Raw genomic sequence first — 18427 nt, 5'->3', positions numbered from 1 at the left:
GTTACTTCATGAATCCGAAACGGTCGAGCGAGATGAACAGGGTCAGGAGTTTGTTGACGACGGGCTCGCCCTCGTTGCGGTTGCCCAGCTTTTCGAGGGCGGCGTCGACCGAGCGGGTCGCGTCAACGAGTTCGGCGAGGTTCATGTCCGCCATCACGCCGTAGAACTCCAGCGGCAGACAGGCTTTCGTCTCGCCATCCTCGGTGACGACGCAGCCGCCGACAAGAGTGTCCAACTGCTTGAGGTTGGCGCACATCTCCGCGCTCTCGCTGCCAACGCTCACGAAATAGGCCGACGGTGCGGGCCAGAACGTCGACACCGCGCCGCGGTCGATCGACACGCCCTTGAACAGCCCGGTGACAATGTGTCGGTCGCCGGTGGAATACCGCTGCACGACCGAAATCCGGTTGAGTCGCTCGCCTTCGTATTCAGGTACGACCGCGCCGTCGCGGAACGGCACCCAGATCTCTTGGGCGAACTTGAGATGTCCGCGCCCGTAGACGTCGAACAGCAGCACCTTCGCCTGGTCACCGTCCGGGGAAACTTCCAGCGGCGTCAGGTCGAGTTGCTCGGGCGTCAGGTCGGCGAGTCCTGGCTTCGGTTCCTTGGCCAGGCTGGAGTAGTCGATGCCGACCCGGTTGAGCAATTTTCGGTCGCGGGCCACCAATTCGCCGCCCTTGAACACGTAGCGCGGGTTGATCTTGGCGAGAGAATCGGTGAGGACGATGTCCGCGAACCGGCCCGGGCTGAGCGAGCCGAGGTCGCGGTCCTTGCGGAACGAGCGGGCGGCGTACAGCGTGCCCATCTTGATCGCCTTGATCGGCGGCAGGCCCATTTCGATCGCCAGCGAGATCACCCAGTCGATATGACCTTGCCGCAGGACGCGGTCCACCGAGATGTTGTCGGCGCAGAGCTGGAAATTCTCCGCGGGCCAGCGCCGTTTCACGATGGCGCGCAACATGTTCCGGATGACCTCGGGACTTCCAACGCCGAACTTGATTTGCGTGTTCAGGCCGTAGCGGACGCTCTTCTCGATGTCGTCCTCGTTCCAGACGTCGTGGTTGTTGTCGACGCCGATCGCGGGCATGTAGTTCAGCAGCATGTCCGACAACGCCGTGACGCCCCAATGGCAGTTCACGAAGCCGGAATTCGCGCGGCCCAGCGCGGATTTGCGGAAGTCGTCGGCGTCCCCGGTCATGTAGGACAGGTGGGCCAGTTCGCCGAGCCCGATCACCGGGTCCATCTTCAACATGGCCTCGGTGACGTCCGTCGAGGTCTTTTTCCCCGGCGCGAACGCGTAAAGCCGATAAGGCAGTTTTTCGTGGTCGGCGAACAAAGTCTGGACCGCCTCCACCGCCTCGTCCCCGGCGGCGCTGGCGAAATCCAGGGTTTCCCCGAAGACCGTGGTCGTTCCACTCGGGACGATCGCCTCGCCGAACGCCGCCGGATGCGCGAGCTGGGACTCGAAATGCAGATGCGCGTCGATCAGGCCGGGGATCGCGTAAAGCCCTTCGCCGTCGAAAACCTCGCGCACCCGGACGATCGACTCGTCGGGGTTCAGCGCGACGATCCGCTGCCGGTAAACGAGAAGCGAGCCGGGATAGACACTTTCCGTGTGCACGTCGACGATGTTGAGATTGCGCAGCAGCAGGTCCGCTTCCTGCTTGCCCTCGAGAATGTCGAAGACCGTCCGCACGTGATCTTCTTGCGCGGCAACGTCTTCTGCCGGGAGCGGGGGATGGGTCGGCGATTCCAGCACGGTGTCCTCACTTCGATGTCGGTGGTGCACTGATAGAACCTGGCGCACACCGTTGCTGACAAGCATTCATTTTCGTACGACGTGTACTCTTTTTTCGTACGCTTAGGAGGTCCGCCCGTGCTCCACTCCCGGTTGCTGCAGTACATCGACGAAGTGGCGCGCCTCGGCTCCATCCGCGCGGCCGGTGCGCGGCTGCACGTCGCGCCGTCGGCGATCAACCGGCAGATCCTGCTGCTGGAAGCGGAACTCGGCGAGCAGTTGTTCGACCGCCTGCCGCGCGGGATGCGTCCGACGCCAGCCGGGGAAGCGCTGCTCGCGCACGTCCGGCGCACGTTGCAGCAGTACCGCGAGACCGTCGCGGACATCCGTGACCTGCACGCGCTCGGCAGCGGCGAAGTCGTGATCGCCACGATGACCGGACTGGCCAGCAGCGTCGTCGCCACCGCCGCGGCCGCGTTCCGCGGGCGGCATCCGCGAGTCCGGATCTCCATCCGCACGATGACGACACAGGACATCCTGCGTGCCGTCGAAGCCAGCGAAGCCGACCTCGGGCTTGGCTTCAACGTTCCGCCGTCCGCGCATCTCGAGGTCTGCTGGCAGATGAACACCCGGCTCGGCGTCGTCGTCGCGCCGCACCATCCGCTCGCCGGCGCGGACCCGATCCCGCTAGCGCAGTGCCCGCCCTATCCGCTGATCTTCGCCGATCGGTCCATGGTCATCCACGGCATCGTCGCGGAAGCCTTCGCCAAAGCCGGTCTCGACATCGAACCGGCGTTCCACACCAACTCGATCGAGACGATGAAACGGCTCGCGGCGTCCGGCGACGCCATCGCGTTCCTCAGCGAATTCGACATCGCCGAGGAGATCCGGGACGGCCGCCTCGTCTTCCGGCCGGTGCGCGACGCGTTCAGCAACAACGTGGTTTCGTTGGTGCGCCGGGAAAAACACGGCCATGGCTTGGCGAGTCTCTTGCTGGCCGAGGACATCGTCGGCGCGCTCACGCACACGCAGACACCGCGGCCGTAACGGCTAATCGGTGAGACTGTCCGTCGGCAGCAACGCTCGCAGCCGCCGGGTCGTCGCCTCGTATTCGACATACGCGCGGGAATTCTCCGGCCCGCCGGCGGCCATCAGCTCGTCGTGGGCGATCGCCTGCTCCGCGATCACTGACGCGAGCAGCACCAGGAATCGCGCCGACCGTTCGGAGCGGACCGCCATCTCGGCGGAACCGGGAAAGCCGCGTTCGGCGAACCCCTCGAACACGGCGGTGTTCTCGCGCTGCTTCTCCGCCAGCAACCGGCAGGTCGCCGATTGCTGGCGGAGCTGGTCGGCATAAGCCAACGCGACGTCCTGCGGCGAAGCGGCATCCCCGGGCTGACTCACGCCCGACATGATGCCCGTTCTCCGCCGCGGACACCTACCGGATCGGTTCCTAGAGCACGACGACTGTGAAGACCGCGGAGACAGCGGCGGTGAACAGGGCGGATTCCGGGTGGTAGACCCGCAGTGTCAGGCTTTCGGACACATTCAGCTGGACGCCAAGGTCGAAGTCGTGGTCGGGCGCGCATGAGGTGGAGGTGAGGTTCACCCAGGCCCCCGCCTTGGTTTGCTGCTGCAGATACAGCATTCCAACATCGTCGCTGCGGCCCGCCGGTCCGGTCGCGAAGTGTCCGTGGACCCGGAGCTGCTCGCCCTTGTGGACCTTGGACTTGACCGGTCCGGCCTTGAGGTGGACCGGCGTCTTCTTCGCGGCCTGGTGCGCGGCCGGAGTGCTGGCCTGCTGGACATCCGCCTGCGCGGGGGCAGTCAGGCTGAGGCCGCCGAGAACGAGAGACAAGGCGAGACCAGCCCATCGGGCGCGTCGCCGCATCGAGGTCGTAGTCATGAACCCCAGCGCAGTGCACCGCCGCTCGCTCCGCTTCCCGGATCCCTCGACCGTCGGGGGACAGCCACCGGCAAGGGGGACAGCGTGACCGCCGCGAGAAGTTTCGTGACAGTGTTTTAAAACGGTGTTATGGTCGCTTCGCACCCCAAGGAGGCGACCATGCACGGCCCAGTCCAGTTGTTCACCGTCATCGCGCTCGTATCGCTGCCCACCGTGATGTACGGCGGCTACGCGCTCAGCGGCGTCCTGCGCCGCGGCGATCTCACCGAAAAGCAGCGCGGGTTGTTCCGCGCCGGACACGCACACGCCGGCGTGCTGCTCGTGCTCACGCTCGCCGCGTTGCAGCTGGTCGAGCACGGCGGTCTCGGCGACACCGCGCGCTGGATCGTCTGCTTCCTGCTGCTGTTCGGCGTGCTCGCGCAGTCCGGCGGATTCTTCCTCGCGATGCTGCGCACCCGCGTTGGAATGAGCGTCACGACCGCCGGCGCGGTGCTGCTCGGCGCGGCCATGCTGCTCACCGCCTACGGCGTCGCGTTCCCCTGACAAATCGGCTGGCGCCGGGTCGTTAAGCTGAATGACGTGCCTGAATACCTGTCAACCGCGCCTGTCAAGGGGACCCGAGACTTCCTCCCCGCCGAAATGTCCGTCCGTACGCAGGTGTTCGGCCATCTCTACGACGTGCTGGAGCGCTACGGCTACCTCCGCTACGACGGCCCGATCCTGGAGCAGGCGGAGGTCTACGAGCGGAAGTCCGGCCAGGAGATCGCCGACCAGCAGCTGTACACGCTGACCACGCGCGGCGGCGAGCGGCTCGCGCTGCGCCCGGAGATGACACCGTCGGTGGCCCGGATGATCGCCGGCCACGCGAAATCGCTGTCGTTCCCAGTGCGCTGGTACAGCCACCCGAACTGCCACCGCTACGAGCGTCCGCAGCGCGGCCGCGTGCGCGAGCACTGGCAGATCAACGCCGACATTTTCGGTTCGGAAAGCGCGAACTGCGAGATCGAGATGTTCGAGCTGATCCACGATCTGATGGGTGCGGTCGGCGCGACCCCGGACATGTTCGCGGTGCGGGTGAACGACCGGAACCTGCTGTCGTCGGCGCTGACCGACGTGGTCGGCATCTCGCCGGACCACCTGCCGCAGGTGTTCGCGCTCGTCGACCGGTGGGAGAAGACCTCGGAAGAGGACCACGCGGCGAGCGCCGCCGAGATCGGGTTGTCGGACAAGCAGTACGAGAAGCTCGCCGAGACCCTCGGCGCCGGCCCGGCGCTGCTCGACGAGCTGCCCGAGGCGGTCAAGGCCGAGTCGAACCTGGTCAAGGTGCTCTCCAGCAGCGCGGCGAGCCTGGTCCGGTACGAGCCGCTGATCGTGCGCGGGCTGGCGTACTACACGTCGACCGTGTTCGAGGTCTTCGACACCTCGCCGCAGAACCGCCGCGCGCTGTTCGGCGGCGGCCGGTACAGCAACCTCGCCTCGATGTTCACCAAGGAGCAGATCTCCGGCATCGGGTTCGGCATGGGCGACGTGACGCTGATGGACTTCCTCGAGACGCACGGCCTCCGGCCGCAGCCGCGCAGCGAGGTCGACGTCACGGTCATCCCGGTCACCGAGGACCTGGCGGACCCGGCCCGCGACGTCGCGACGGCGCTGCGCAAGGCGGGGCTGCGCACGTCGACCCCGCTGGAACTGCGCAAACTGGGCAAGGAGCTCACCCGCGCGGACAAAGCGGGCGCGGTCGCGGTCGTCATCGTGGGCGAGGAGGACTGGGCGGCCGGCCGGGTGACCGTCCGGAGCCTGGCCACGCGCGAACAGGAGCAGGTCGCGGTGGCCGACGTTCCGGCGACGGTCCGGGCGATGGTCTCGCCTGCCTGATTTCCGGGGCGGGCGTCGGTCTCCGGACTGACGCCCGCCTTCTTCGCCGCCAAGCGGCGGGCGCGGTGCGGTTTCGTCACCCACCGCAGTCGGCGGTCGATGAATCAGCCGCCGGGCCCGTCGGTCCACAATGGACACTCCGGGGCCGGTCCGTTGGGCCGGACGGGGCGGGGGTGGTCCGCTGACTGGGACGCGAGCGGTCCGGAATCCAGGTTTCTCACGCTGGGCGGCCCTGGTCGGCGCCCTCGGGGTTGAATCGAGCACGCTTGGTTGTCATTGCAGGGTCGTCATGATCCGTTCTTTGTAGTACCCTTGCGTAGTCGAGGTTGATCGCCTTCGTTGCGAACCCTTGACCTGGCCTGTTGCCGGAGGTCGACCCCCAGGGCTTCCGGTGACAGGCCTCTTTACTTTCCCTGGTAAGGCTTTCGAGCCCGCTCGGCGGAGCGGGCACCGCTCACATGAGCGTCGCGGCGAGAGTTCCGCCGAGTTCGGTCACCGCTTCCAGTGCCGCCTTGTCCGGTTCGCCCGTCACGAGCACGGGCTCGGCCACCCGGGTCCAGCCGAGTCCGGTCGTGATCGCGTCGAGTTGCCGCACGGTCCCGGACGTGTCGTTGTTGCCGTGCACGTACGCCCCGAACGGACGGCCTTTCGTCGCGTCCAGACACGGGTAGTACACGGTGTCGAAGAAGTGCTTCAATGCTCCGCTCATGCTGCCGAGGTTCGCCGGAGTGCCCAGCAGGTAGCCGTCCGCGGCCAGCACGTCGGCCACCGTCGCGCCGAGCGCGGGACGGCGGACGACGTCGACGCCTTCGATGTCCGGGTGCTTCGCGCCGGCGAGCGCGGCCTCGAACATCGCCTGCATCGACGGCGACGGCGTGTGGTGCACGATCAGCAACGTTGGCATGGTTCTCCCGTCAGCGCAGCAGCGCGGTGATCTCCTCGCGGACCGCGTCGAGAACTTCCGTCGCGCTTTGCCGCGCCTCGGCGAGTTCGCCGGTTACCGGAGTCACCACTTGCAGATACGCCTTCAGTTTCGGTTCAGTGCCGGACGGCCGCACGACGACCCGTACGCCGTCGCCGCTCAGCCGCAGCACGTCGGCGTCCGGCAGGAGGTCCTCAAGCGTCACCGCCGCCCCGCCGAGCGTGGCCGGCGGGTTCGAGCGGAGCGCCGCCATCAGGCGTCCGCGCACGGAAAGGTCGGTGACCCGCAACGACACTTGATCGGTGAGGTGCACGCCGTGCCGGGTCGCGATGTCGTCGAGGACGTCCAGCAGCGTGCGGCCTTCGGCCTTGAGCGTGGCGGCCAGGTCCGCGCCCGCGACCGCGGCGGCGATGCCGTCCTTGTCGCGGACAAAGCCCGGGTTCACGCAGAGGCCGAGCGCTTCCTCATACGCGAACACCAGGCCCTCGCCAGCGCGGACCAGCCACTTGAACCCGGTGAGCGTCTCCGCGTAGCGCGCGCCTTTTTCCTTCGCTACCTCGCCGAGCAGCGACGAGGACACGATCGTGGTGGCCACCAACGGATCTGGATTGTCCGTTGTGGACAGAAGATGCGACCCGAGCAGGACGCCGGTCTCGTCGCCGCGCAGCATCCGCCAGCCGTCCGGGCCGCGAACGCCGAGCGCGCACCGGTCGGCGTCCGGGTCGAGCGCCACCGCCAGGTCGGCGTCCACTTCGGACGCCAGTGCCAGCAGGAGATCGGTCGCGCCGGGTTCCTCGGGGTTGGGGAACGAGACGGTGGGGAAGTCGGCGTCCGGTTCGGACTGGGCGGAAACCAGGTGTGCGTCGGTGAATCCGGCCCGGGACAGCGCGGCCTGGAGGGTCTCCGCGCCGACCCCGTGCAGCGCCGTCGCGGCGATCCGCAGCTCGCGCGCCGTGCCATGCGGCAGCGCGCCGACCGCGGCGAGGTACGCCTCGCGCGGGTCGACGACCTCGGCTCCAGGCGTGCGCGGAATGCTCCGGGTGGCCGGGGCCGACTGGATCGCGCGCTCGATTTCGCCGTCGGACGGTGGCACGATCTGTCCGCCGGTGGCGTCGTAAAGCTTGTATCCGTTGTCCGCGGGCGGGTTGTGCGACGCGGTGATCTGGATCCCGGCGACCGCGCCGTAGTGCAGCACGGAGAACGCCAGCAACGGCGTCGGCAACGGCTGCGGCAGCACCTTCACCGCGAACCCGGCGGCCGTCAGCACTTCGGCCGCGGCGGTGGCGAAGGCTTCCGAACCGTGCCGCGCGTCGCGGCCGATCACGACCACGCCGCCCGCCTGCCCCTGCGCGGCGAGCCAGGCCGCGACGCCCGCGGTGGTCCTCGTGACGACTGCGACGTTCATCCCGTTCGGCCCCGCGCGTACCGGCCCGCGCAGGCCAGCGGTGCCGAACTCCAGCGGCCCGGCCATCCGGTCGGCGATGTCCTCGGCCGCTCCGGGCTCCTTGCCCATCGCGCGGGCGAGGGCGGCGGTCAGTTCCTCGCGCGAGGCGGGATCCGGGTCGTCGGCGATCCAGCGGTAGACGGAATCGCGAAGGCGGGAATCGAGGCTGTCGGACACCCGGGCCAGCTTACGCGGATCCCGAAACTCGGTGGTGGCTGGCGATACGCTCGCCTGGTGCGCATTCTTTTCACTTCCCTCGCGTCTTACGGGCACCTCTATCCGTTGCTGCCGCTCGCCGTCGCCGCTCGGGACGCCGGCCACGACGTGGTTTTCGCGACCGCACCCGACTTCCACCCGAGCATCGAAAAAGCCGGGCTCGAACCCGCCTCCGCCGGGCTGACGCTGCAGGAAGCGTTCGGCCAGGTCTTCGCCGGAGACACCCGCGACCGGCACGAGGTTCCGCAGGCCGAGCTGAACGAGGCGATCGGCAAGACGTTCGGCCGGTTGCTGCCGGACCGGTTCACGACCGATCTCGCCCCGCTGCTCGCTGAGCGGAAACCGGACCTGGTCGTGTACGAAATGGGCAATCCGGGTGGAGCTTTCGCGGCGCACCGGGCGGGAATTCCCGCGATCGGCCACGGATTCGGCCGGGTGTCCTCCGGTGGTCTGGTAGACCACATCAGCGAGCAGATCGACGCCTTCGCCAGCGAGGTCGGTCTCGACGGCAACGGCAGGTTCTTCTGGGGCCATCCGTTCGTGGACATCTGCCCGCCGTCGGTGCAGGCGCCGGAGTTCGTCTCCGGGGCCCGGCGGGTCCCGCTGCGCCCGGTCGGCTGGAGCGAACCGGGCGAACTGCCGTCCGGCGTCGAAGGCCGCGACCGCGGCCGCCCGCTGGTGTATCTGACGCTCGGCACCACCGGTGCCAGCCAGGCGCACCTGCTGACCTCGGCGTTGCAGGGCTTGGCCTCGCTCGACGTCGACGTGCTGGTGGCCACCGGCCCGGCGGTCGACGTCGCGGCGCTCGGCGAGGTGCCGTCGAACGTGCAGCTGGAGGCGTGGGTGCCGCAGTCGGAACTGCTGCCGCACGTCGATCTGGTGGTGCATCACGGTGGCAGCGGAACCACACTGGGCGCGTTCGGCGCGGGCGCCGCGCAGCTGGTGTTGCCGCAGGGCGCTGATCAGTTCACCAACGCTGACGCAGTGGTCGAAGTCGGTGCTGGCGCGAAGCTAGTCGGCGACGAGCTGACGACGGACGCGGTCCGCGAGACGGCCGGTCGGTTGCTGGCTGACAGTACGGTGGCGGATGCCGTACGCGCGCTGGCCGCGGAGGTCGCGGCGATGCCTTCGCCGGAGGAAGTGGCCGCGCAGCTGCCGCAGTACGCCTGAGCGAGTGTTGGCGCCGGTTCCGCACCGGCGCCAACACCCAGCGAAACTCACGCGCGGGTGACGAGTTCCTTCAACAGCGAGCCCATCCGCGTCGCCGACTGCCGCCCGGCCTCGAGCACTTCCTCGTGGTTGAGCGGTTCGCCGGTCATGCCCGCGGCCAGGTTCGTGACCAAGGACAGCCCGAACACTTCGAGCCCGGCCGCGCGGGCGGCGATCGCCTCCAGCACGGTCGACATGCCGACCAGATCCGCGCCCATGTTGCGCAGCATCCGGATCTCGGCGGGCGTCTCGAAGTGCGGTCCGGGCAGGCCCGCGTACACGCCTTCCTCCAGCGAATCGTCGATCTCCCGCGCCAGGTCGCGCAAGCGCTGGGCGTAGAGGTCGGTGAGGTCGACGAAGTTCGCGCCGACGATCGGGGAACGCGCGGTCAGGTTGAGGTGGTCGGAGATCAGCACCGGCTGCCCGACGTTCATGCCCGCGCGCAGCCCGCCCGCCGCGTTGGTGAGCAGCACGGTCCGTGCGCCCGCCGCCGCTGCCGTGCGCACGTTCTGCACGACCGGGTCGATGCCCTTGCCCTCGTAGAAATGCGTACGGCCGAGCAGGACCAGCGCACGCTTGTCGCCGATCCGCAGGGACCGCACCGTGCCGCCGTGGCCGACGGCTCCGGGCGGGGTGAAGCCCGGCAGCTCGCCGAACGGGATCTCCGCGTCGGCGGTTCCGATCACGTCCGCGGCCGGGCGCCAGCCCGAGCCGAGCACCACGGCGATGTCGTGTTTCTCGACGCCGGTGCGCTCGGCGATGACGGCCGCGGCCGCCTCCTCCAGGTTGCTCATGCCGCCGAGCGTAACCGGGCGCCGCGCACGGCCAGGAAAGCGACCAGGCCGAACGGCGACAGGAAGATCGTCAGCAGAAGCAGCGGGCTGAGCACCCACCACGGGATCCGGTGCGTGCGCGCCTCGAAGAACATCCACCGCCCGATGAACAGGTCGAACGCGATGAGCTGCGCCCAGACTAGCGCGGCCCCGTACGACGTGCCCAGAAATCCTTGCAGCACACCGAGATCCGGCCGCTGCATCGCGTGCCACAGCTCGCCGAAATGCGGGATCGCCAGCACGAAATACCAGATCAGCGGCAGCAGCGGCACCCACGGCGAGGCCAGGATCCGGCGGGTGCCGCGCCAGCCGGGCACGAAGATCATCAGCGCCCAGAACGGAACCGCGACCGGGAACGTCCAGGCGAAGACGGTCAAGTCGCTCACCGGACCGCCTTCCGGACCGGCGCCAGCACCGACGCCGCGACAGCCGCCGCGACCACGCCGACGAGCAGACCGGCCGCTGCCAGCGTCGTGCCGCTCGGGTGGATGAGCGGTTCACCGCGTTCCGCCTGCCACAGGACCAAGCCCACGAGAGCCGCGTAACCGAGCGAACCCGTCCACACCAGCCGCACGCGGACCGCGCTCTCGCGCAGCCGGGGCAGTCGCGTCGCGAGCACGGCGAGCCCGAACGCCAGGAGCGGCAAGGCTTGCAGCGCGTGCAATCCGATGAAATGCGGGATGCGCAGGTCGCCGCCGGTGGTGCTCCAGCCGAGCAGCGGGAGGCCGGGGCCGCCGTCTTCGACGCCGACGCTGTGCGCGCCGATCAGGTCGGAGTGCCCGGTGGCATTGATCGCGGCCAGTTCCTGCGGCGTGGGCCCGGTCATCAGCACGGCCAGCCCTGCGCCGATCAGCGCGACGACCGCACCGGTGCGCACCGCCCAGTACACCGCGCGGTCCTCGATCCGGGTGAACATGAGCAGCACGGTGCCGACGAGCGTGGCGAGCCAGAGCCCCGCCACCATCGCGCCCATGACCTGGAACAGTGCGGCGTCGAACGGGGAAGTGTTCGCGAAGTGGCTCGGTCTGCCACGGACCGCCTGAATGGTCATCGCCACGTACTCGCCGGCGAACAGCACGACGGCGACAGTCGTGGCCGCGCTCGCGACCTTGCGCAACCGTCCGCGCAGCAGCGAGACGAGCCAGCTCCAAGTGAAGAAGTAGAGCCCGCCGGAGACGGCGAACTTGACCAGCTTCGCCCACACTGGCGCGCCCAGCAGAGTTCGGCGGTCGATCAGCATCGCAGCGATGGTCAGCACGGTCGCGACGGCCATCGCCGCGGCGAACCACAGCGACGGGCGATGCCAGGTTCGCATTTTCGCGGTGTTCAGCGTCGCGGGCGGATCGATGGTCGTGGTCATGAGGTCCTCCCAGGATGGATAGTCGTACTCTCCGTTATGGGAAGTTAAACTATCCATGCTGAGAAGTCCTCAGGGTTTTTCCCGGAAGTAGGGTCGAACGGGTGCGGATGGCAGAGCTGAGCGCCGAGTCCGGGATCCCGGTGGCGACGATCAAGTACTACCTGCGGGAGGGGCTGCTTCCGGCCGGGGAACGGACCAGTCCGAATCAGGCGCGCTACGGCGAGGAGCACGTGCGGCGGTTGAAGCTGATCCGGGCGCTGGTCGAGGTCGGCGGGCTGTCAGTGGCGACGGTGCGGGAGGTCGTGGCCGCGGTGGATTCCGATCGGACGGCTTACAACGTGCTGGGGGTGATGCAGCGGGCGTTGGCTCAGTCCGTCGTGGAGGTGGGGGAAGAGGATCGGGAGTGGGCGCTGGGGATGTTGTCCGAGATTGCCCGGGGGCACGGGTGGAAGTTCGAGGCTGATGATCCGGTGGTGGGGTTGTTGGTGGGGACTGTTTGTACCGTTCGGGCGTTGGGGCATCAGGCGTTGCTTGATCAGGTGGGGCGGTATGCGGATATTGCCGATCTGATCGCTGGGGTGGATTTGGATACGGTGGACGCGGTGGGGTCTATGGATCGGATTGTTGAGGCGGCGGTGGTGGGGACGGTATTGGGGGATCGGTTGTTTGAGGGGTTTCGGAGGATGGCTCAGGCTGCGGAGACTCGGCGGCGGTATTTGGATATGTGAGCGGCTCGTCGCCCTGGGGGGCGACATTGCTATGGGGTGAGTTTGGGGGCACCCCGAAGCTAATTGTGCTGACGGTTCGGGGGTGGTTGTCAAGGCGGGAAAGATGCCTTGACAACCACCCCCGAACCGCAGAGAAGGCTTCGTATCGGGGTGCAGGGCCGGGTGTGGCTGCCTGGGTTGGGGTGGTTTTAGGAGCTTGCTGGGAAAGATAGTGTTGGTGCTATTTGGTTGAAGGTTGCGGAGGCGGTGTCTTCTTGTTCTGCTGGGACTGTCAGGGACAGTAGCCAGAGGGTGCTTTGGGATTGTTTGATCAGGGCGTAGGTTGCGCGGGTGATTACGGCGTCTGGGTTTGCGGAGTTGCTTTGTGCGCGTTCTACTGCGCGGAACATGATTTCTACGCCGTTGGGGGTTTGCGCGGGGTCGCGGGTGAAGGTGAAGGAATCCGGGGAACCTGACGAGCGCAGTGCGGCGATAGCGTCGTGTTCGGAATACTTCTCGTAGAAGTTCGGGATTCGTTCCAGGCGCAGGGATTGGCGGCCGTCCGGGGAAATGTACTGGACTACCGTTGAGGTGCCGAAGCTGGATTTTCTCGAGGCGATGAAGCGTTGCCATCCCTCGGGTACCGAGAGCGTGTATTCGCTGTCGCGCGAGACGTTTGCCGTGGCGCTCGCGTTGGCGTGCTGGGGGACCAGTTTCAGGGGCTCCGAGGAGCCTTCGACGGTGCCCAGGGTGGCCAGGACGCCGGTTTCCGGGGTTTGCGGGGGCAGCAAGTTTTGGCCGCTCACGACGCGGGCCAGTGCGAAACCGCCGCCGCAGGCTAGGGCGAACAGGACCATTGAGGCGACTGCCAGCAGGGCCGTGGCTTTGCTGCTGCGGCGTGGGGGTGGCGGCGGCAGTGGGGCGGGCAACGGCGGTGGGGCGGGCAGGGCGGGAGCGGGGGTGAAGGCGGGGGCGGCGCCGGTGTTGCCCGTACGCATGAAGGGCAGCGGGCCGGGGTCCGCGGCCAGGGCGGCGGGTTGTTCGGGGGAGTCTGGTTTCGGGGCTACGGTTTTGATCACCTGGGTGTCGGTGGCGTCCAGGTGGGCGGCCGTTTTTTTGCCATCCGGCGTGCGGAACAGTTCGGGGCCGAACAGGTCCACCGTGGCCTTAGTCTGCTTCGGGTACAGCCGGTGACGCACCTCGCGCAGCGAGATTCGCTTCTCCGGCTCCTTCTTCATCAACGCCGTGATGACGTCGGCCAGCGGGCCCGGCTTCGGGCGCGGGACCTTGCCGTTGACGACCTTGCCGACGGTTTCCAGCGGGTCGCCGTCCGCGTCGTAGGGAGGTGCGCCTTCGACTGCGGCGAACAGCGTCGCGCCGAGGCCCCACAGGTCGGCGCTGGGCGTGACCGGGCCGCCGGAAGCGACTTCCGGGGAGATGTAGGCGGGCGAACCCAGCATGATGCCGGTGCGCGTCATGGTGGCTTCGGAGACATTGCGGGCGATGCCGAAGTCCGTCAGTTTGATCCGGCCGTCGCTGGCGACCAGGACGTTTCCGGGCTTTACGTCGCGGTGCGTGATGCCTGCGTCGTGGGCCGCTTCGAGGGCGGCGGCTACCGCGATGCCGACCGCCGCGGCCTGTTCGACCGTCAGCGGGCCGTGGTCGCGCAGGAGGTGCGCGAGGCTGCGCGACGGCAGCAGCTCCATCACGACGAACGGGGCGTCGTTCTCGCGCGCGACGTCGTGCAGCGTGATGACGTTCGGATGCGACAGCACCGCGATCGCCCGTGCCTCGCGCAGCGTGCGCTCGCGGAGTTCGTCCGCCTGTTCGGCCGGGATGCCCGGCGGCACCTTCATCTCCTTGACCGCGACCGGGCGGTGCAGGAACTCGTCGTAAGCCGACCAGACCGTGCCCATCGACCCCGACCCCAGAACCGAGCGCAGCCGGTAGCGCCCCGCGACTACCCGCGGCTGGTCGCCGCCGGTCGACGGCTGGGCGTTCGCCGAGCCGGTGCTGTCGGTGTTGCCGGGCTGGTCCGTCTCGCTGTTCTCCGAGGGCACCCCATGATTGTGGCCCACCCGGCCGACACTCTTCGACCCAGCACCGCTACCCCTGAGTTCACCCGTACGGGGGGCGAGCAGAGTCACAGGTGCGGGTGGTGGCCTGCCTCTACCATCACTGGGTATGACGAACGTGGCTGGTCCGGAGTCGGCGCCGACCTCCGAGCCCCGGCTCGCTCTCGCGGCGGAGTTTCCGGCCGCGGACCGCGCCCAGTGGCAGGAGCTGGTGGCGGGAGTGCTGCGCAAGAGCGGCAGGCTCCCGGAGGATTTCGCGGGTGCGCCGGAGAGCAAGCTCGTCTCGCGCACCTACGACGGCATCGAGATCCAGCCCCTTTACACCGCCGAGGACGGGAACGGCGACCTCGGCTTCCCGGGACTGCCGCCGTTCGTGCGCGGTGCGCGGCCGGAGGGCGTGGTCGGCACTGGATGGGACATCCGAGTCCGCCACCAGCGCGAAGACGCCCGCGCGGCGAACGCGGCGATCCTCGCTGACCTCGAAGGCGGCGCGTCTTCGGTGTGGCTGCGCCTCGGCGAGGGTTCGCTCCCGATCTCCGCGCTCGCGGACGCGCTGAACGAGGTGTACATCGGCCTCGCGCCGGTGGTCCTCGACGCTGGCGCGGAGTACGAAACCGCTGCTCAATCACTGCTTGACCTCTTCGCCGAGCGCGAGATCCCGGCCAGCGAAGCCGTCGGCACGCTCGGTGCGGACCCGCTCGGCACCTCGGCTCGGACCGGCCGGGCACTCCCGCTCGGCCCGGCCGCCGACCTGGCCGTGAAGGTTGCCCCTAAGTACCCCAAGGTGCGCACGATCGTCGCCGACGGACTGCCGTTTCACGAAGCAGGCGGCTCCGACGCGCAGGAACTCGGCGCGACCATCGCGTCCGGCGTCGCTTATCTGCGTGCGCTCACCGAGGCGGGCTTGGACGTCGCCGCGGCGGCCGCGCAGCTCGAGTTCCGGCTCGCCGCGACCGCGGACCAGTTCCTCACCATCGCCAAGTTCCGCGCCGCGCGCCGGCTGTGGGACCGGGTCCTCGAAGTTTCCGGCGCGGCCGCGGAAGCGCGCGGCATGCACCAGCACGCGGTCACGTCGCCGTCGATGTTCACCCAGCGCGACCCGTGGGTGAACATGCTGCGCACCACCGTCGCCTGTTTCGCGGCCGGGGTCGGCGGCGCGGACGCGGTCACCGTGCTGCCGTTCGACGCGGCGATCGGCCTGCCGGACGCGTTTTCCTCGCGGATCGCCCGCAACACCAACGCGATCCTCATCGAAGAGTCGAAGCTGGGCAGCGTGATCGACCCGGCGGGCGGCTCCTGGTACGTCGAGAAACTGACCGGCGAACTCGCCGAAGCCGCGTGGCGCGAGTTCACCGCGATCGAAGCGGCGGGCGGCATCGAGGCCGAGCTGGCGTCCGGCGCTCTGGCCGGACGGCTCGCGCAGACCTGGGAAAAGCGCGCGAGCCGCCTCGCCACCCGGCGCGATCCGCTCACCGGGGTCAGCGAGTTTCCGAATCTGGACGAAAAGCCGGTCACCCGAGACCCGTTGCCGTCCACTGTGGACGGCGGGCTGCCGAGGCACCGGTACGCCGAGGAATACGAGAAACTGCGCGACGCGTCCGACGCTTACCTAGCCAAGCACGGCGAGCGGCCGAAGGTTTTCCTGGCCACGCTGGGTCCGGTCGCCGCGCACACTGCTCGTGCTTCGTTCGCCACGAACTTGTTGCAGGCAGGCGGGATCGAGGCGGTGAATCCCGGTGCCACCGACGATCTGCCCGGTGCGTTCCGCGAGAGCGGCGCGAAGATCGCGTGCGTCTGCGGCACTGACGCGGCGTACGAAGAACAGGCCGCGTCCGTCGCGGCGTCGCTCGGCGCGGACAGCGTTCTGTTGGCGGGTAAGGGAACTCACGATGGAATCAGCGGCAATCTGTACGCCGGGTGCGACGCGCTCGAAATTCTGACCAGCCTCCACGCACAGCTGGGAGTCTCCGCATGAGCATCCCCAACTTCGCCGACATCCCCCTCGGCACGCCGGAACCGGGCGACCGCGCAGCGTGGGCACAGGCCGTGCAGGACGCCACCGGCAAGGGCCCGGACGCGCTGGCCTGGGAAACCCCCGAGGGCATCGGCGTGAAACCGGTCTACACCGCCGCCGATCTGTCCGATGTGGACTTCCTCGGCACGTACCCGGGCATCGCGCCCTACCTGCGCGGGCCGTACCCGACGATGTACGTAAACCAGCCGTGGACGATCCGCCAGTACGCCGGGTTCTCCACCGCGCAGGAGTCGAACGCCTTCTACCGCCGCAACCTCGCGGCCGGGCAGAAAGGCCTGTCGGTCGCGTTCGACCTGGCCACGCACCGCGGCTACGACTCCGACCACCCGCGCGTGTCCGGCGACGTCGGCATGGCCGGCGTGGCGATCGACTCGATCTACGACATGCGCCAGCTGTTTGACGGCATCCCGCTGGACAAGATGTCCGTCTCGATGACGATGAACGGCGCGGTGCTGCCGGTGCTCGCGCTCTACGTGGTCGCGGCCGAGGAACAGGGGGTGAAGCCGGAGCAGCTCGCGGGGACCATCCAGAACGACATCCTCAAGGAGTTCATGGTCCGCAACACCTACATTTACCCGCCGCAGCCGTCGATGCGGATCATTTCCGACATCTTCGCCTACACCTCGCAGCACATGCCGAAGTACAACTCGATCTCGATCTCCGGCTACCACATGCAGGAGGCCGGAGCGACCGCCGACCTGGAGCTGGCGTACACGCTCGCGGACGGCGTCGAGTACATCCGCGCGGGCGTCGAAGCCGGGCTGGACGTCGACAAGTTCGCGCCGCGGCTGTCGTTCTTCTGGGCCATCGGCATGAACTTCTTCATGGAGGTCGCGAAGCTGCGCGCCGCGCGGCTGTTGTGGGCGAAGCTGGTGAAGCAGTTCGACCCGAAGTCACAGAAGTCGCTGTCGCTGCGTACGCACTCTCAGACGTCGGGTTGGTCGCTCACCGCGCAGGACGTCTTCAACAACGTCACGCGTACGTGCGTCGAGGCGATGGCCGCCACCCAGGGCCACACGCAGTCGTTGCACACCAACGCTCTTGACGAAGCGCTGGCGCTGCCCACCGACTTCTCCGCGCGGATCGCGCGCAACACACAGCTGTTGCTGCAGCAGGAATCCGGCACCACGCGCGTCATTGACCCGTGGGGCGGCAGCGCGTTCGTCGAAAAGCTCACCTACGACCTCGCGCGCAAGGCGTGGGGTCACATCACCGAAGTCGAGGGCGCGGGCGGCATGGCGCGCGCGATTGACGAAGGCATCCCGAAGCTGCGTATCGAAGAGGCGGCCGCGCGTACGCAGGCGCGCATCGACTCGGGACGACAGCCGGTCATCGGCGTGAACAAGTACCAGGTCACCGACGACGAGCAGATCGACGTGCTCAAGGTCGACAACGCGGGCGTACGCGCGCAGCAGTTGGAGAAGCTGCGTCGGCTGCGCGAAGAACGCGACCCGCAGGCCACCGAGGACGCGCTGCGCCGCCTCACCGAAGGCGCGCAGAACAACGGCAACCTGCTGGAGCTGGCCATCAACGCCGCGCGCGCAAAGGCCACCGTCGGCGAGATCTCCGACGCCCTGGAGAAGAACTGGGGCCGCCACTCCGGCCAGATCCGCACGATCTCCGGCGTGTACCGGGAAGAGGTGGGGAAGTCGGACAACGTCGAGAAGGCCCGCGAGCTGGTCGACAAATTCGCCGAGGAAGAAGGCCGCCGCCCGCGCATCCTCGTCGCGAAGATGGGCCAGGACGGCCACGACCGCGGCCAGAAGGTGATCGCCACCGGCTTCGCCGATCTCGGCTTCGACGTCGATGTTGGCCCGCTGTTCTCCACCCCGGCCGAGGTCGCGCGCCAGGCGTCCGAAGCGGACGTGCACGTGATCGGCGTGTCCTCGCTGGCCGCCGGGCACCTGTCGCTGGTGCCCGCGCTGCGTCACGAGCTGGCCGAGCTGGGCCGCGAGGACATCATGGTCGTGGTCGGCGGCGTGATCCCGCCGCAGGACTACCCCGAGCTGCGCGAAGCCGGAGCGGCGGCGATCTTCGGCCCGGGCACGGTGCTCGCGGACGCGGCGATCGACCTGCTCCAGCAGCTGGCCGCGCAGGAGTCCTGAAC

The 18427-nt window shown here is 68.4% G+C and carries 16 protein-coding genes; 7 read left to right on the top strand and 9 right to left on the bottom strand.

Annotated features, from left to right (window positions below; genetic code table 11):
* Window position 1: 1 nt before the first annotated feature.
* Window positions 2–1825: an adenine deaminase C-terminal domain-containing protein gene (locus ACZ63D_RS08390; RefSeq protein WP_465353584.1), complete on the bottom strand. Its 1824-nt coding sequence runs from the start codon at window positions 1823–1825 to the stop codon at window positions 2–4.
* 51 nt (window positions 1826–1876) lie between these two features.
* On the opposite strand from ACZ63D_RS08390, the gene ACZ63D_RS08385 reads away from it, so the two are divergent.
* Entirely contained in the window at window positions 1877–2785 is a 909-nt protein-coding gene (locus ACZ63D_RS08385; RefSeq protein ID WP_465353583.1) for a LysR family transcriptional regulator, read from the top strand.
* Between the two features lie 3 nt (window positions 2786–2788).
* Here the strand turns inward: ACZ63D_RS08385 and ACZ63D_RS08380 are convergent, their stop codons facing one another.
* Together ACZ63D_RS08380 and ACZ63D_RS08375 are read right to left on the bottom strand one after the other, a co-directional pair.
* A complete protein-coding gene (locus tag ACZ63D_RS08380) occupies window positions 2789–3151 on the bottom strand; it encodes a hypothetical protein (RefSeq protein ID WP_465353582.1) in 363 nt (120 codons plus the stop codon).
* 40 nt (window positions 3152–3191) lie between these two features.
* Window positions 3192–3644, bottom strand: a complete 453-nt coding sequence (locus tag ACZ63D_RS08375; protein ID WP_465353581.1) for a hypothetical protein — start codon at window positions 3642–3644, stop codon at window positions 3192–3194.
* A 159-nt stretch (window positions 3645–3803) separates the two neighbouring features.
* Between ACZ63D_RS08375 and ACZ63D_RS08370 the strand changes: the two genes are divergently transcribed.
* Both ACZ63D_RS08370 and hisS read left to right on the top strand, forming a co-directional pair.
* Complete coding sequence (locus ACZ63D_RS08370) at window positions 3804–4187, top strand: hypothetical protein (RefSeq protein ID WP_465353580.1); 384 nt, start codon at window positions 3804–3806, stop codon at window positions 4185–4187.
* Window positions 4188–4223: 36 nt separating this feature from the next.
* Entirely contained in the window at window positions 4224–5519 is a 1296-nt protein-coding gene (gene hisS, locus ACZ63D_RS08365; protein ID WP_465353579.1) for a histidine--tRNA ligase, read from the top strand.
* A 454-nt stretch (window positions 5520–5973) separates the two neighbouring features.
* Here the strand turns inward: hisS and ACZ63D_RS08360 are convergent, their stop codons facing one another.
* Window positions 5974–6423: a flavodoxin family protein gene (locus ACZ63D_RS08360; RefSeq protein ID WP_009072659.1), complete on the bottom strand. Its 450-nt coding sequence runs from the start codon at window positions 6421–6423 to the stop codon at window positions 5974–5976.
* Window positions 6424–6433: 10 nt separating this feature from the next.
* A complete protein-coding gene (locus ACZ63D_RS08355) occupies window positions 6434–8062 on the bottom strand; it encodes a phospho-sugar mutase (protein ID WP_465353578.1) in 1629 nt (542 codons plus the stop codon).
* 57 nt (window positions 8063–8119) lie between these two features.
* Here ACZ63D_RS08355 and ACZ63D_RS08350 point away from each other — a divergent pair, with 57 nt between their 5' ends.
* Window positions 8120–9271 (top strand): glycosyltransferase, encoded by a 1152-nt coding sequence (locus ACZ63D_RS08350; protein ID WP_465353577.1) that lies wholly within the window; start codon window positions 8120–8122, stop codon window positions 9269–9271.
* 47 nt (window positions 9272–9318) lie between these two features.
* On the opposite strand, the gene ACZ63D_RS08345 is transcribed toward ACZ63D_RS08350, so the two are convergent.
* Genes ACZ63D_RS08345 through ACZ63D_RS08335 form a run of 3 tightly spaced genes read right to left on the bottom strand, consistent with a single transcriptional unit; the run spans window position 9319 to window position 11503 of the window.
* Entirely contained in the window at window positions 9319–10104 is a 786-nt protein-coding gene (locus ACZ63D_RS08345; RefSeq protein WP_465353576.1) for a purine-nucleoside phosphorylase, read from the bottom strand.
* Window positions 10101–10529: an ABA4-like family protein gene (locus ACZ63D_RS08340; RefSeq protein WP_465353575.1), complete on the bottom strand. Its 429-nt coding sequence runs from the start codon at window positions 10527–10529 to the stop codon at window positions 10101–10103. The genes ACZ63D_RS08345 and ACZ63D_RS08340 overlap by 4 nt, the downstream gene beginning before the upstream one ends.
* Window positions 10526–11503 (bottom strand): hypothetical protein, encoded by a 978-nt coding sequence (locus ACZ63D_RS08335; protein ID WP_465353574.1) that lies wholly within the window; start codon window positions 11501–11503, stop codon window positions 10526–10528. The genes ACZ63D_RS08340 and ACZ63D_RS08335 overlap by 4 nt, the downstream gene beginning before the upstream one ends.
* 107 nt (window positions 11504–11610) lie before the next feature.
* Here ACZ63D_RS08335 and ACZ63D_RS08330 point away from each other — a divergent pair, with 107 nt between their 5' ends.
* Window positions 11611–12231, top strand: coding sequence for a MerR family transcriptional regulator (locus ACZ63D_RS08330; protein ID WP_465353729.1), 621 nt, complete (start codon window positions 11611–11613; stop codon window positions 12229–12231).
* Window positions 12232–12419: 188 nt separating this feature from the next.
* Here ACZ63D_RS08330 and ACZ63D_RS08325 read toward each other — a convergent pair whose 3' ends face one another.
* On the bottom strand, window positions 12420–14153 hold the full coding sequence (locus ACZ63D_RS08325) for a serine/threonine-protein kinase (RefSeq protein WP_465353728.1): 1734 nt from the start codon (window positions 14151–14153) through the stop codon (window positions 12420–12422).
* Between the two features lie 241 nt (window positions 14154–14394).
* Between ACZ63D_RS08325 and ACZ63D_RS08320 the strand changes: the two genes are divergently transcribed.
* On the top strand, window positions 14395–16260 hold the full coding sequence (locus ACZ63D_RS08320; protein WP_465353573.1) for a methylmalonyl-CoA mutase family protein: 1866 nt from the start codon (window positions 14395–14397) through the stop codon (window positions 16258–16260).
* Window positions 16257–18425, top strand: a complete 2169-nt coding sequence (gene scpA / locus ACZ63D_RS08315) for a methylmalonyl-CoA mutase (protein ID WP_009072675.1) — start codon at window positions 16257–16259, stop codon at window positions 18423–18425. Before ACZ63D_RS08320 ends, scpA begins: the two co-directional genes overlap by 4 nt.
* Window positions 18426–18427 lie beyond the last annotated feature (2 nt).

It is taken from the genome of Amycolatopsis sp. NPDC104775 (assembly GCF_055583325.1).
This window is presented reverse-complemented; position numbering and strand designations above follow the sequence as displayed.

Excerpts from the sequence above, each read along its gene's own strand:
- scpA (WP_009072675.1), top strand. The coding sequence starts at position 16,257 with ATGAGCATCCCCAACTTCGCCGACATCCCCCTCGGCACGCCGGAACCG.
- ACZ63D_RS08345 (WP_465353576.1), bottom strand. The coding sequence starts at position 10,104 with ATGAGCAACCTGGAGGAGGCGGCCGCGGCCGTCATCGCCGAGCGCACC.
- ACZ63D_RS08320 (WP_465353573.1), top strand. The coding sequence starts at position 14,395 with ATGACGAACGTGGCTGGTCCGGAGTCGGCGCCGACCTCCGAGCCCCGG.
- ACZ63D_RS08335 (WP_465353574.1), bottom strand. The coding sequence starts at position 11,503 with ATGACCACGACCATCGATCCGCCCGCGACGCTGAACACCGCGAAAATG.
- ACZ63D_RS08390 (WP_465353584.1), bottom strand. The coding sequence starts at position 1,825 with ATGCTTGTCAGCAACGGTGTGCGCCAGGTTCTATCAGTGCACCACCGA.
- ACZ63D_RS08330 (WP_465353729.1), top strand. The coding sequence starts at position 11,611 with ATGGCAGAGCTGAGCGCCGAGTCCGGGATCCCGGTGGCGACGATCAAG.
- ACZ63D_RS08370 (WP_465353580.1), top strand. The coding sequence starts at position 3,804 with ATGCACGGCCCAGTCCAGTTGTTCACCGTCATCGCGCTCGTATCGCTG.
- ACZ63D_RS08380 (WP_465353582.1), bottom strand. The coding sequence starts at position 3,151 with ATGTCGGGCGTGAGTCAGCCCGGGGATGCCGCTTCGCCGCAGGACGTC.
- ACZ63D_RS08375 (WP_465353581.1), bottom strand. The coding sequence starts at position 3,644 with ATGACTACGACCTCGATGCGGCGACGCGCCCGATGGGCTGGTCTCGCC.
- ACZ63D_RS08360 (WP_009072659.1), bottom strand. The coding sequence starts at position 6,423 with ATGCCAACGTTGCTGATCGTGCACCACACGCCGTCGCCGTCGATGCAG.